This is a genomic window from Streptomyces sp. NPDC048442, assembly GCF_040651475.1.
In the GTDB taxonomy this organism is placed as follows: domain Bacteria; phylum Actinomycetota; class Actinomycetes; order Streptomycetales; family Streptomycetaceae; genus Streptomyces.
Window position 1 is genome coordinate 188980 of the sequence record NZ_JBEZKB010000002.1, and the last position, 13561, is coordinate 202540.

13 protein-coding genes and 1 pseudogene are annotated in these 13561 nt (G+C 71.4%); 9 read left to right on the top strand and 5 right to left on the bottom strand.

All coding sequences use genetic code 11. The features are described from left to right. Window positions 1-59 precede the first annotated feature (59 nt). Together AB0D18_RS04675 and AB0D18_RS04680 are read right to left on the bottom strand one after the other, a co-directional pair. Complete coding sequence (locus AB0D18_RS04675) at window positions 60-1469, bottom strand: hypothetical protein (RefSeq protein ID WP_362412736.1); 1410 nt, start codon at window positions 1467-1469, stop codon at window positions 60-62. Next, the gene (locus AB0D18_RS04680; protein ID WP_362412738.1) at window positions 1456-2118 is read right to left on the bottom strand and encodes a hypothetical protein; all 663 of its coding nucleotides are present in this window, start codon (window positions 2116-2118) and stop codon (window positions 1456-1458) included. The genes AB0D18_RS04675 and AB0D18_RS04680 overlap by 14 nt, the downstream gene beginning before the upstream one ends. A 138-nt stretch (window positions 2119-2256) precedes the next feature. Between AB0D18_RS04680 and AB0D18_RS04685 the strand changes: the two are divergent. The 5 genes and pseudogenes from AB0D18_RS04685 to AB0D18_RS04705 form a co-directional block, all read left to right on the top strand. Next, window positions 2257-2961 (top strand): annotated as a pseudogene (locus tag AB0D18_RS04685) (response regulator transcription factor); the annotation flags it as partial. 505 nt (window positions 2962-3466) lie between these two features. Then, complete coding sequence (locus AB0D18_RS04690) at window positions 3467-5488, top strand: HAMP domain-containing sensor histidine kinase (protein WP_362412741.1); 2022 nt, start codon at window positions 3467-3469, stop codon at window positions 5486-5488. A 74-nt stretch (window positions 5489-5562) separates the two neighbouring features. Continuing rightward, complete coding sequence (locus tag AB0D18_RS04695) at window positions 5563-6675, top strand: LLM class flavin-dependent oxidoreductase (RefSeq protein WP_362413417.1); 1113 nt, start codon at window positions 5563-5565, stop codon at window positions 6673-6675. Beyond that, complete coding sequence (locus tag AB0D18_RS04700) at window positions 6672-7301, top strand: FMN reductase (RefSeq protein WP_362412744.1); 630 nt, start codon at window positions 6672-6674, stop codon at window positions 7299-7301. The genes AB0D18_RS04695 and AB0D18_RS04700 overlap by 4 nt, the downstream gene beginning before the upstream one ends. Window positions 7302-7362: 61 nt before the next feature. After that, window positions 7363-7869, top strand: coding sequence for a universal stress protein (locus AB0D18_RS04705; protein ID WP_362412747.1), 507 nt, complete (start codon window positions 7363-7365; stop codon window positions 7867-7869). An 89-nt stretch (window positions 7870-7958) separates the two neighbouring features. Here AB0D18_RS04705 and AB0D18_RS04710 read toward each other — a convergent pair whose 3' ends face one another. Together AB0D18_RS04710 and AB0D18_RS04715 are read right to left on the bottom strand one after the other, a co-directional pair. Next, window positions 7959-8633, bottom strand: coding sequence for an OmpA family protein (locus AB0D18_RS04710; RefSeq protein ID WP_362412750.1), 675 nt, complete (start codon window positions 8631-8633; stop codon window positions 7959-7961). Next, window positions 8630-9136, bottom strand: a complete 507-nt coding sequence (locus tag AB0D18_RS04715) for a hypothetical protein (protein WP_362412753.1) — start codon at window positions 9134-9136, stop codon at window positions 8630-8632. Before AB0D18_RS04715 ends, AB0D18_RS04710 begins: the two co-directional genes overlap by 4 nt. A 411-nt stretch (window positions 9137-9547) precedes the next feature. Here AB0D18_RS04715 and AB0D18_RS04720 point away from each other — a divergent pair, with 411 nt between their 5' ends. Further along, window positions 9548-9952: a hypothetical protein gene (locus AB0D18_RS04720; RefSeq protein WP_362412756.1), complete on the top strand. Its 405-nt coding sequence runs from the start codon at window positions 9548-9550 to the stop codon at window positions 9950-9952. Between the two features lie 99 nt (window positions 9953-10051). Here AB0D18_RS04720 and AB0D18_RS04725 read toward each other — a convergent pair whose 3' ends face one another. After that, a complete protein-coding gene (locus tag AB0D18_RS04725; protein ID WP_362412759.1) occupies window positions 10052-10489 on the bottom strand; it encodes a hypothetical protein in 438 nt (145 codons plus the stop codon). Between the two features lie 285 nt (window positions 10490-10774). Here AB0D18_RS04725 and AB0D18_RS04730 point away from each other — a divergent pair, with 285 nt between their 5' ends. From AB0D18_RS04730 to AB0D18_RS04740, 3 genes are all read left to right on the top strand, one after another. Further along, a complete protein-coding gene (locus AB0D18_RS04730) occupies window positions 10775-11731 on the top strand; it encodes a hypothetical protein (protein ID WP_362412762.1) in 957 nt (318 codons plus the stop codon). After that, complete coding sequence (locus tag AB0D18_RS04735) at window positions 11728-12240, top strand: hypothetical protein (protein WP_362412765.1); 513 nt, start codon at window positions 11728-11730, stop codon at window positions 12238-12240. Before AB0D18_RS04730 ends, AB0D18_RS04735 begins: the two co-directional genes overlap by 4 nt. Window positions 12241-12422: 182 nt before the next feature. Further along, a complete protein-coding gene (locus AB0D18_RS04740) occupies window positions 12423-13430 on the top strand; it encodes an endonuclease/exonuclease/phosphatase family protein (RefSeq protein ID WP_362413419.1) in 1008 nt (335 codons plus the stop codon). The last annotated feature ends 131 nt before the right edge of the window (window positions 13431-13561 follow it).

The window sequence follows — 13561 nt, forward strand, 5'->3', positions numbered from 1 at the left end:
CGTGGCGGGTGGAGCACTGCCCGCAGCGAGGGGTTCCGCGCAGTTCGGCGGCGACTCGCTCACGACGCAGTCACCACCTTGGTGCCCTCGGAGAGGGTGGCGGACTTTATCTCGACCAGGCCGCGCGAGAACATGCCCGTCTCCACCGCCACCAGCTTGTTGGTGGCGGCCAGTTGGACCGCGTAGCCGCCCTCGCGGAGGGCCGTCAGAGCGCCCACCGGGACCGTCAGGACATTCTTGTGGGTCTGGGTGGTGAAGCGGACCGTGACCGATGCCGCGTCCAGGTCGTCGACCTTCGTGCGGTCGGAGAGGAGGACGGTGACGTCGAGCTTCTGGGGCGCGTTCGGCGTGCCCGCGCCGCCCGCCCCGCCCGCTCCCTTTTCCTGGGTGGCCGCGCGGCCGATTTTGTCGACCCGGCCCTCCGCCTCCGTACCGTTCGGGAGTACGACCGTGACCTTGGCGCCCTTCCTCACCTGGCCCGCCTCCGTCGCGTCGACCGGGACCGTGACGGCCTTCGCCATCGAGGAGACGGTGAGGACGGGTTCGGTCGCCTCGTCGCCGAGGCCGGCGGTGACCGCGCCGATGCGGACCTCGCCCGGGAGGACCTGTACGTCACCGACGGCCAGGGTGCCGGTCGGAGCCATGCCGATGTACTTCTGCCAGCGCTTGAGGGCGGCGGAGAGGGACGGGGTGAACTCGCCCTCGTCGTCCGCCGTGCGGCCCCCGGCCGTCGGGGAGACCGCCGAGTACCCCGGCTTCGGCTGGGCCCCGATGTCGTAACCCAGGGCCCGCAGGTTGTCCGCGACCATCTTCACGTCGCGCCCGCGCAACGGCTTCGACTTGGCGTCCTTGGGCGGGGTCAGCGTGCGGTAGAGCGGGGTGGCGCCGGTGAAGGCGATCACCGGGCGGTCGTCGACCCAGAAGAGGGGCTTGCCGCGCTTGATCGTGTCGCCCTCTGCGGGGAGCTTGGTGATCAGGCCCTTCTTGCCGCTCTTCAGCGTCTTCTCGGCGCCGAAACCGAGGGTGCCGGGGAGCTCTTTGGTGTCGGTCAGGTCTGCGCGGGAGACCGCGGCCGTCTGCACCTTCGGGGTGTTGGCCTTGGCCGTGCCGTCGGCCTTTCCGCTGCCGCCGAGCACGAACGCACCGACGGCGACGGCCGCCACCGCGACGACGGCGACGGTGATCAGGAGGGGCTTGCGGCGGGAGGGGCGAAGCTCGGGACCGAGGTCGGGGGCAGGGCCGGGGTCAGTGACGGGGCCGAGGTCAGCGCCAGGGCCGAGGTCAGCGCCGGGGCCGAGGTCAGCGCCGGGGCCGAGGTCAGCGCCGGGACCGGGGTCAGCGCCGGGGCCGAGGTCAGGGCCGCGGCCGAGGTCACCGCCGGGGCCGAGGTCACCGCCGGGGCCGAGGTCAGGGCCGGGGCCGGGCTCGTAGCCGGGCCGGCTCCCCGTCCCGCCGTCAGTTCTTGTCACCGAAGGCCTTCAACTTGCAGTCGTTCTCGACCTTGCGGGACTGCTCCGGCGGCATTTTCGGCTGGGCCGTGTAGGTCCAGCCGGTGTTGCCCGGCAGGGCCTTCACCGGGACGCCGTTCTTGTTGATGCAGCGCACCCACTCGGTGAAGTTGTCCTGGTAGCGGGGGTTGGTCTTCGGGTCCAACTCCGGCGCCATCAGCGGCATCTTGATCAGACACTTGTCGTACGCGGCCTTGGGCTTGGGCGGGCCCTCCTCGGGGACCTCCCCGCTGCCGACCACCATGCCCTGCCGCATCTTGACGCCGTTGTCCTTGAGACAGGCGTTGTACGTGTTCCACATGCGCTGGTCCTCCTCGTCGGAGGTGTCCAGGCGGCGCTGCGGGCGGCCGGACTCGGCGGCGTCGCGCTTCGCCTGCTCGGGCGACTTCGCCTCCTCGGAGGCACCACCGCCTTCACCGGCACCGGCGTCCTTGCCCTTGTCCCCCTTATCCCCCTTGTCCAAGGACGCGACGTCGGACTTGCCCTCCGCACCCTTGGCACTGTCGCCCGTACCCCCGCCCCCTCCCCCGCAGCCGGTCAGCAACGACAGGGACACAAGGACGGTGGCGGCGAGGAGCGAACTCTTCCCGGAACTCAGCGAAGTCGGCATGGGCGCCATGCTCCGTACTCCGTATGAAGAAGTTGTCAGGCCCGGATAGCGATCGCGTTGTCCTCGCGCCCGAGGAGCCCCCGACGGCAGCGGAACCGGCGGCGACCTGCCTACGATCACGCAGTGAGCGCATATGTCCTGGTCGCGGAGGACGACGAGAAGCAGGCCGAGCTGGTACGCCGCTACCTGGAGCACGAGGGTCACACCGCCGCAGTCGTGCACGACGGGCGGGCCGCCCTCGAGTCCGTCCGGTCGCACCCGCCCGACCTGCTGATCCTCGACGTGATGATGCCGTCCGTGGACGGCCTCGACGTGCTGCGCATCCTGCGCCGGGAGACGGGCACGCCGGAACTGGCCGAGCTGCCGGTGCTGATGCTGACGGCCCGTTCGACCGAGGACGACCTGCTCCTCGGGCTCGATCTCGGGGCGGACGACTACCTGACGAAGCCGTACAGCCCGCGCGAACTGATGGCCAGGACCCGCACCCTGCTGCGCCGCGCCCGCGTCCGGGCGGCCGCGACACCCGTCCCGGACCCGAACCCGGAGCCGGAAGTCCTGCGGGTCGGGAACGTATCGGTGGATCCGGTACGGCACGAGGTGCGGGTCGGCGGGCAGGTCGTCGAGGTCACCCCCGGCGAGTTCCAGCTGCTGGCCGCGATGGCGGCGGAACCGGACCGGGTGTTCACGCGGCAGCAACTACTGGGGACCATTCACGGTTCGCCGCGCTACATCACGGAGCGGATCGTGGACGTGCACGTGATGAACCTACGAAAGAAAATCGAACCCGAACCCCGCAAACCGGCCCACCTCCTAACGGTATTCGGCGTCGGCTACAAACTCACGGCGGCCGGACACGGGGGCAGCAAGCAGGCGGACGACGACCCGACCAACGCCAGGCACGCGGACGGCAGGCAGACGGGTGCCAGGCTTGCGGACGGCAGGCAGGCGGGTGCCAGGCTCGCGGACGGCAGACCTACGCGCGGCGGCCCCACCGACAGCAGGCACGCGGACGGCAGCCCCACGGACGGCAGGCTCGCGGACGGAGGCCCAACCGGCAGCAGGCTCGCGGACGGCAGGGCCACGGACGGCGGCCCAACCGGCAGCAGACTCGCAGACGGCGAAGCCGCTGGCGGCAGCCTCACCGACGGCAAACTCACGGACGGTAAACCCGCCGCCGGCCGCCCCACCGACAGCAGGCCCACACAAGCCAGGCCCACGGGCAGCAGGCTCACCGACCCCAGCCCCACCCCCGGCAATCCCACTCACCCCAGCCCGACCGACCCCAGCCCCACCGACAGTCGGCCCACTCACCCCAGCCCGACCGACCCCACCCCCACCAGCCCCCTCCATGCCCCCTGACCCGAAACGGCTGCCCCTTCGCAGTCGACTCCTGGCTCGTCTGCTCGCCGTCTCCTTCCTCGTCGCCGTCTGTTCCATCGCCGCCACCGCGTGGCTGGCCGTGCAGGCCACCACCGGGGCGATCCGTCAGGAGCGTGGGCAGGCGCTCGCCGAGGATGCGCGGATCTACGACACCCTCCTCGGCATCGCCGCGCGCGGCCCCCGCTGGGCCGGTGCGGCGGGCGCGGTGCGTACGCTCGCCGCGTCCAGCGGTCACCGGATCGCGCTCACCTCCCACGACGGCAGGGTCATCGCCGACTCCGCCCCCGGCCGGCCCCTCCCCGACCGGCCGTCCGCCGTGGTCGACCCGCTCGCCGTGGACCGTGCCCTGACCCCGGACGGCACCGCGCCCGGCACCGCGCCCGGCGCCGGGACGACGAACCCCGGGGGCGTGGGCGACCGGCCCACCGGCCCCCGACCTACCCTCCCGAGCCCCGTGACCGGCACCCCCGGAGTCGTCCACCCCGGCGGCACCAACGGCAGAGCCGCCGCCCCCGTCCCCGACACCCGTATCGACCCCCGCGCCGCCGGACCGTACACACTGCCCCGCAAGGAGCACGACGCCCTGCGGCAGTACGCCGGAAGCCGCGCCGCCTGCCTGCGCCGGGCCGGTTTCGACGCGGTCGTCGACGAGAGCCCGGCGGGCCGGCCGTACGTCCGCGTCCCGCACGACCCGAACCTCGCCAGCGCCCAGACCTGCGAAGCCCCCCTGCTGAACGCCGCCACCCCCACCGAACGCAAGGCCCTCGACGCCCTGTCCGCGACGATCGGCGCCTGCATGCAGCGGCGCGGCCTGAGCGGCGGGATCATCATCCGTCCCGACTTCACCTGGGACCCCACGCTGCCGCACGGCGCCGCCTCCCAGCAGACGATCTCCGAGTGCGTGGCCGCCGGCCGCAAGGAGCAGCTCACGCCGTACGTCTCGCCCGCCGCCGTCCTCTACCTCAGCGACCCCGCCGACGACCGCACCGCGGGCCCCGGCTTCGCACTCTCCTCCGGCGGTACGTGGCGGATGGCCGGCGCCGCCGCCCTGGTCCTGCTGGTCACGGTCGCCGTGACAGCGCTGGCCGCGTCCCGTCTCGTACGGCCGCTGCGGGCCCTGACCGCGGCCGCACAGCGCATGACGTCGGGCGATACTCCAGGTGCTCCAGGTGCTCCCGACACCCCCGGCGCCCCCGGGCACGCACCTCTCCCGCCCGCCTCCACCAGCGGCGAAATCGGTCAACTCACCGATGCCTTCAACGAGTTGAACGCCCACCGGGCCGCCCTGGAAACCCAGCGCAAGGCCATGGTCGGTGACGTCGCGCACGAGCTGCGCACCCCGCTCGCCAACATCAGGGGCTGGCTGGAGGCCGCCCAGGACGGTGTCGCCGACGTCGACGCCGCCCTCATTTCCTCCCTCCACGAGGAGGCACTCCAGCTCCAGCACATCATCGACGACCTCCAGGACCTGTCGGCGGCCGACGCGGGCACCCTCCGCATGCACCCCGAACCGCTGGACCTCGCGGTCCTCCTCGACCAGGTGGCGTCCGCGCACGGGGCGCGGACCGAGGCGGCGGGCGTACATCTCTCCGTACGGACCCAAGGGCCGACGGAGTGGACGGCCGACCCGGTCCGGATGCGCCAGGCCCTCGGCAACCTGGTCTCCAACGCGGTGCGGCACACCCCGGCGGGCGGCTCGGTCACTCTGCACGCACGTCAGTCACCGGCCGACGGCGTGCACCTCTCGGTCTCCGACACCGGCGTCGGCATCGCCCCCGACCAGCTCCCGCACGTCTTCGACCGGTTCTGGCGGGCGGAGAAGTCCCGCAGCCGGTCGACGGGCGGCAGCGGGCTGGGGCTGGCGATCGTACGGAAGCTGGTGGAGGCGCACGGGGGGAGGGTGGGCGTGACCAGCGAGGTCGGGCGGGGGACGACGTTCGCCATCGACTTCCCGGCGGGCGGTCCTGAGCTGCAAAAGCTGCGGGAATAGTTCACCGGGGCCACCCGTTGACGGGTTTGTTCAACATTCAACAGACTCACGCGGAGGTGGCCCCCATGGGCGCGATGCAGTTCGGAATCTTCACCGTCGGCGACGTGACCCCCGACCCGACGACCGGCCGCACCCCGACCGAGTACGAGCGGATCAAGGCGATGGTCGCGATCGCGCAGAAGACGGAAGAGGTCGGCCTGGACGTCTTCGCGACCGGCGAGCACCACAACCCGCCGTTCGTCCCCTCCTCCCCCACCACCATGCTCGGCTACATCGCCGCCCGCACCGAGCGCCTCATCCTCTCCACCTCCACCACCCTCATCACCACCAACGACCCGGTGAAGATCGCCGAGGACTACGCGATGCTCCAGCACCTGGCCGACGGGCGGGTGGACCTGATGATGGGGCGCGGCAACACCGGCCCGGTCTACCCGTGGTTCGGCAAGGACATCCGCCAGGGCATCCCGCTCGCCGTCGAGAACTACGCGCTCCTGCACGAGCTGTGGCGCAAGGAGGTCGTCAACTGGGAGGGCAAGTTCCGCACGCCGCTCCAGTCCTTCACCTCCACCCCGCGCCCTCTCGACGGCGTCCCGCCCTTCGTCTGGCACGGCTCCATCCGCTCCCCGGAGATCGCCGAACAGGCCGCGTACTACGGCGACGGCTTCTTCGCGAACAACATCTTCTGGCCCAAGAACCACTTCCAGAAGCTGATCAACTTCTACCGGGAGCGGTACGCGCACTACGGCCACGGCACCCCGGAACAGGCGGTCGTCGGGCTCGGCGGGCACGGCTTCATCCGGAAGAACTCGCAGGACGCCAAGCGCGAGTTCCGCCCCTACTTCGACAACGCGCCGGTCATCGGACACGGGCCGTCGATGGAGGAGTTCATGGCGGAGACACCCCTCGCCGTCGGCTCCCCGCAGGAGTTCATCGAGAAGACCCTCACCTTCCGGGAGAGCTTCGGCGACTACCAGCGCCAGCTCTTCCTCGTGGACCACGCAGGCCTGCCCCTGAAGACGGTCCTGGAACAGCTCGACATCCTCGGCGAGGAGGTCGTACCCGTACTGCGCAAGGAAATGGCGAAGGACCGCCCGGCCGGCGTCCCGGACGGCCCGACGCACGCAGCCCGTGTCGCGCAGTCCCTCACCGCACTCACCGACAACCAGGAGGAGGCCAAGACCTCATGACCACGAACCTGACCGTCGTCTCCGCGGGCCTGAGCGTCCCCTCGTCCACCCGGCTCCTCGCCGACCGCCTGACGGAAGCGGTACGGACCGAACTCCCGGACATATCAGTCCAGTTCATCGAGGTCCGCGAACTCGCCACCGCCATCGCGAACCACCTCGTCACCGGCTTCCCGAACGCCGCCCTGCGCAAGGCGATCGACGCGGTGACCGAGGCGGACGGTCTGATCGCGGTCACTCCGGTCTTCTCCGCCTCCTACAGCGGCCTCTTCAAGTCCTTCTTCGACCTGATCGACCCGGACGCACTGACCGGCACCCCGGTCCTGATCGCGGCAACCGGCGGGACCGCCCGCCACTCGCTCGCCCTGGACCACGCGGTCCGCCCGCTCTTCGCGTACCTGCGGGCCGTCGTGCTCCCGACGGCCGTGTTCGCGGCCTCGGAGGACTGGGGCGCCACCGGCGACAGCTTCACGGAGCACCTGCCGGGACGCATCACCCGGGCGGCGTCGGAGCTGGCGGTGCAGCTCCGGCAGCGGGCGGACCAGTCGGGCTCCGTAACGGACTCGGACTCCGTAACGGACGAGGTCGTGCCGTTCGCCCAACAGCTCGCCGACCTCCGGATCAATTAATCCCCTCATGCCCCTCTTCACGTAGATTTGCCGCAATGGTCGGCTCTTCTGGGAGGCAGTCATGGCAACAGGCAGGATCGTCGTCGGCGTGGACGGCTCGGAGCAGTCCGTACGGGCGTTGCAGTGGGCCGCCACGCAGGCGGGACTGACCGGCGCGGAACTGGACGTCGTCACGGCCTGGGAGTTCCCGACCTGGGGCGGTCTGATCCCGGAGAACGCGACGTACGACCCGGAGAAGCAGGCCGCCCACATCCTCGCCGCCACCGTGAACAAGGCACTCGCCGTGCACGCGGCCACCTCCGCCACGTGCCACACGGTGAAGGGCAACGCGGCCGAGGCACTGCTGAACCGCTCGAAGGGCGCCGACCTGCTGGTAATCGGCGCCCGCGGCCACACGGGCCTGCGGGCAACGGTGATGGGCTCGGTGTCACTGCACGTGGTGCAGCACTCGTCGGTGCCGGTGACGGTGGTACGGGGCACCGAGCCAGGTCAACTCGGGGCACAGCCACAGGCGTCCGCCTCCGCTACCACTACCGCTTCTCCTTCCGCTTCCGCTTCCGGGGGCTGACCGGCGGTGCGGGCCACGGGACGCGGGGCGGGTGCGCAGCAGCCCCTGCCCTGCCAGGCGTCGCGGACCGCACTCGGCCACGACCGCGTCTACCCCTCCGACCCCTGGGCCTTGGCCCCCGCCGATCCCTCCGTCCCCCGCCCGAACGAGATCTCCACCCGTCGGTTCTTCTTCCGGCCCTCCTCGGTGGAGTTGGACGCGAGGGGATCGTCTTCGCTCTTGCCTGCCACCTCGTAGACGATCCCTGACGCGCCCAACTGCGCGGCGAGCGCCTTGTGTACGGCTGCGGCGCGCTGCGTGGAGAGGGTCTTGCCGTGGGCGTACGTACCCAGGTTGTCGGTGAAGCCGTGGACCGTGACCTTCCGCGGGCCGTTCTCCTTGATCTCCGCGGCGACCTCGGCGATCCGGGCGCCGGCGCGGCTGCTCAGCGCCGCGCTGTCCTTGGCGAAGAGGACCTCGGACTGGAGGGTCAGCTTGATGTCGTCGTTCGACTCCTCGCGCCCCGAATCGCCGGACAGATCCTCGGAGACCGAGAGGATGTCGACCACGACCGGAGGGGCCAGCTTCGCGCCGTCCTTCAGCTCCAGGACCGCGGCGTTCGGATCGACGGGGACGGGCGGCGGCTCGGGCGATGCGCTGGGCGAGGGTTCGGCGCGGGCCGCAGGCGCGTCGTACAGACCGAGAACAGTCGTCAGGCATACGACACTGAGCGCGCAGGCCGCGATCCGGGCGGCAGCGGTGCGTGCCGTCGTCACCGGCCTCACTGCGCGGCCGCGATCTTGACGGGGACGGTACCGAAGGTCGGCATGGCGAAGTCGACGTTCGTGGTGCCCTCCGGCGGCGCCGGGAACTGGACGTAGACCGGGGCCTTGGCGCCGGGCTGGAAGACCGTGTGGAACTGGTTGCACAGGCAGTTGCCCTGGGTGTCCCGCAGCGGGTAGTAGCGCTTCTTGCCCTTGAGGTCCGCCAGGGAGGCACCCGAGGAGGAGTAGCCGTTCTTCAGCGACAGGTCGTTGCCGCCGGTCCAGTGGTCGGTGTTCAGGGCCTCCTTGCCGTCGTTGCGCATCTCGCCGCGGACGGTCACCACACCGCCCTCGTACCGCTGCACGGAGTTGATGGTGAGCACGGCGCCGTTCGCGCCCTTCATCTCCAGACCCATGCCCTTGGGGTCTGCAGCGGCGGGCTTTCCGGCACCCGGCTTCTCGGCGGCGGCCGGCGACTTGCCGTCCGGCCCACCACCCGAGCCGGCACCCCCGCACCCACTCAACGAAAGCGTTACGATCGCAATGGCTCCAACGGCAGCCACCTTCGCCCCGACGTGTGCCATTCCGTGCCGACTTCGGCGCCCAATACCGGTACGACCCCGCACTTCACGCATCGCGCTTCCCCCTCATTCCCGTCCACTGCAACGCGTTGCACAGTAGCGCATGCGAACGCTGCATCCTGGTGGCATACATCGCGCACATGAAACCTCCACAGCAGCCCGGGATGAAGACTTCTCGCCCTGGGAGCACGGCAGTTGCCCCAGAACCGGCGAACAGGCCTCCAGGAGGACCCGAAGACGCCGGCGTCCCGCCACTGGCGGAAAAGTTTGCGGACGGTGGGCCACAGCAGGCCGTGCCGGACGGCGGCCACGGCGGCCACGGGGGCTCGCCGCAGCGTCGTAGCATCGTTCGGCATGAGTGAGGAAGCTATGCGGTTCGTACGGTTTCAGGGCACGGAGGCCCACCCCAGGGGGCACTTTCCGGGAGTGTTCGCGCTGGTCAACGGGCTTGCGCGGGAGGGGAAGCTGACGACGGACCAAGAGCCGTTCCGGCGTGCGAACAACGACTGGTACGACGCGGCGTACGCCGAGCCGTCGAGCGTTGATCCGACCGTCTACGACCATGCGGTCAACCCCGGCGCGGTCGCCTGGTTCAAGAGCACTTCGACGGAGCTGATCGGGCGCGTACCCGGCTACCTGGAGATCCTGGACGCCCACGGCGTGGAGTGCGTCGAGGTCCGTTCGGCCGCCGCGCCGGGGCGAGTTGTGTACGAGGACGAGTGGCAGGTCGTCGTGGTGCCGGACCGCGTCGGCGAGTAGCGCGCTACGCCGAGCGTTGGGCATACGCGGCCCGTATGCCCAACTCGACTGCACCTGAAGGGACTTGGGGGATTCCGACCAATCTTCTTCCGCCGGGTGTCAGGGCGTGTGCGAGTAGAAGGCGTAGTGCGCCGTCACGAGCATTCCCGCGAAGAGGACCAGGGCGTACACCACCGAGGTGAGGACGCTGGCGCCGCCGAGGCTGAAGAGGAAGCCCATCCCAGCGCCGAAGGGGACGGCGAACGCTAGCGCGCGCTGACCGGGGCCGAGGTACTTGCCGGCCTTGCCGACGCCGTACGCGATCGCGGCCATGATCACCCCGCACAGGACGCCGAGCCCTACGTTCGCCCAGGTCAGGGGGGAGCTTCCGCGTGCCATGAAGGCGATGTAGATGCCGTAGGCGACGCCCAGGGTGAGGGGGATGGCCCAGCTTGCACGCGAGGCATGCGAGGCGTGCGAGGCGTGTGCGGTGTTTCCTGATGTTCCGGTGACGGCGCCCCCTGCGCCCCGTCCCGGCATCGCTGCGTGTGCGCCCATCTCGACGACTCCTCGGTCCTCGAAGCGACCCCCTGCTCCCTCCAGGTCACACCCGCCGGCCGGGACCGGCAAGTGGATCAAGCGGGAGGGGGCGGGGGGGCGGGGGGGCGGGGGTGACCTGTGCGGGGGCGGTCGGAGGGACCGTCCCCCCGGGGCGGATGCCTCCCCGCCCCCCGCCGTTCGCCTCGCCGCCTCCCGGGGCGGATGCCTCGCCGACCCCGTTCCCCTCACCATTCCGGCGGCGTCCCGCTCGCGGGGCGTACCGTGCTGGCCTTGGCTGGGGCTATGCGCCGATTCCTTCCTCCCCTGCTGCTCGCCCTCGTCGCGCTGCTCGTGCCGGTGAACGCGGTCGCGGTGTGGGCGGATGCCGGGGTCGGGGACACCGGGCGGTACGTCGCCACCATGGCGCCGCTGGCCGACGACCCCGACGTACAGAGAGCGGTCACGGACCGGCTGACCGGCGAGATCATGAAGCAGATCGACCTCGGCCCGCTGCAGAACGGTGCCGAGCGGCTGCTCGGCGAGACGGCCCGTTCCTTCGCCGGTACGGACGCGTACGACAAGGCCTGGAACACGGTCAGCCGTATCACCCACGACGCCCTCCGCGACGCCCTCGAAGCCGACAAGGGCTCCGGTGACACCGTCACCCTCGACCTGGCGCCCGTCACCGCCGAGCTGAAACAGCGGCTCACGGACGACGGCGTACCGCTCGCCGGGCGCCTCCCGGTCGTCCACACCGACATCACCCTCCTCAGGACCGACCAGCTCGACACCTGGCGCACCGGCTACCACATCCTTGTTCCCGCCGCCCGTTGGCTTCCGCCGGTGACCGCGCTGCTGGTGGTGGGCGCGATCCTGCTCGCCGTACGGGGGCGCCGGCTGCTCACCACCGCGCTGGCCGGTCTCGCGCTGGTGGCCGGGGCGCTGCTGCTGGCACTCCTCCTCGCCGTCGCCCACAACCTGGCCCTGACGGACCTCCCCCAGGACGTCGACCGCGCGGCGGCCGAAGCCGTGTACTCGGCGCTCACCGGGACACTGCGTACGACGGCGTGGACGGTGGGAGTGGTGGGGTCGGTGGTGGCGGTGGTGGCCGGGGGCGCTTGGTGGCTGACGGGGCGGCGGGGTGGGAAGAGTGGGCCCGATCGCTGGGACGGCTGGGACAGCCGGGAGGAGGAACCGTTGGCCCGTTCGGCCCACCCGCCTCGCGATGCGGCCGGCAGCGGCAAAGGGTGGCCTGCATGAAGATCACACGTGCAGCCGGTGCTGCCCTTCTCGCCTCCGTCCTGGCCCTGTCCGTCTCCGCCTGCAGCGAAGACGACAAGTCGAAGACCGGGGACGCCGTCTCCAATGCCACCCAGAAGGCCGGGGAGGCCGCGGCGAGCGCCACCGCCAAGGCCGGAGAGGCCAAGGAGAAGGCCAAGGAGGCGTACGCGTCCGCCTCTGCCTCCGCCTCCGCCAAGCTCGCCGAGGTCAAGGACGGCACCGACGCCAAGGGCGACGTCAAGGCCGGTGACGTGAAGGCCGACGGCGACCGCTCGGCCGCCGAGATCACCGCCACCAACAAGACGGACAAGAGCGCGAGTTACACGGTCCAGGTGAGCTTCCGCGACGCGGACGGCAACCTCCTGGACACCGTCGTCGTCAGCCTCAAGGACGTCGCGGCAGGCAAGGACGCCACCGCCACCGCGCGCAGCAACCGCACGCTCCAGGGCGACGTCAAGGCGGAGATCGGGAAGGCACTGCGGCACTGAGCCGATCTTGCGGCACTGAGCCGATTTGCCGCCGCTCGTCCGGCCTCCGTCCGTTCATGGGTCTGATCCCCGTCCGACCCCGGACCGGCGCCTGTTGAGGGACACTGCGGTCGTCGGCGTACGCGAGACGTGGTGAGGGGAATTCCTTGGACACCCGAGAGGCACGCCTCGATCCGGACTCCATGGGCGGCCCGCCCCGGCCCGCCGTCACCCACCCGTGGCGGCGGGCCGCCGCATGGGCCGCCGGGCTGCTGCTCGCCGGTACGGGGACGGTCCTCGCATGCCGGGCCGCCGACGTCGACGGCATCACGCCGATTCCCCAACTCCTGGCGTTTCTCCCGTGGTTGCTGGTCCCGGCGGGTGCCGCCCTGCTGCTCGGCGCGTTCGCCCGGCGACCGGCGCTGGTCGGCCTCGCGCTCGTACTGGCGGCCGTGAACGGCTGGTTCCTGCGGCCGTACGGGGACCAGGACGAGCCGGACGCGGGCCGGGGGGCGGTCGTCGTGCAGCTGCGCGTACTCACCGCGAACGTCGAGTTCGGCGGGGCGACGGACCCACTGATCGCCGCCGTACGCCGCGAGAAGCCGGACCTCGTGTACGTCCAGGAGTGCAACTACCGCTGCTCGCGCGCCCTCGCCCGGGAGCTCCCGGCGGCCTCGTACCCGTACCGCAAGGTCGTCGAGGCGGGCGGCGCGGAGGGATCCGCGATCCTCAGCACCCACCCGCTGCGTCCGGCCCCCGGGATCGTCTCCACGCTGGCGATGCCGGGCGCGGTCGCCGTCGTCGGTGGCCGGCAGGTGCGACTCCAGCTCGCGCACCCGCTGCCGCCGGTGCCGCGGCACGTGAACCAGTGGGAGAGCGAACTGGAGGCGATCCGGGCGTACGTCGCCGCGGGGAGCGGGCCGACGATCGTGGCGGGGGACTTCAACGCGTCGCAGGACCACGCGGCGTTCCGACGCGTGCTCGACGCGGGGGCGGGGCTGCGTGACGGGGCCGCGCTCGCGGGGGCGTCGCGCACGCCGACCTGGCCCGCGAAGACGGCGCCGCCGCTGGGGGCGCAGATCGACCATGTGCTGGTCAGTGAGGAATTCGGGGTGCGGGGGGCGCGCTTTTTGGACTTTGCGGGGACGGATCACCGGGCGCTTCTGGTGGAGCTGGAATTGCGTGGGGGCGCTTCGCTGGAGGGGCGGTGAGGCGCCGCCCGAGGGGGGCGTTGGTGATCTGCGGCTGCGTCGTGGCTGGTCGCGCCCGCGCGGCGGAGCGTACATCCCGTACAGTCCGCGCCTCTCAGGGGGCGCGTCCGTGCGGGGCCGTTGAGCAGCTG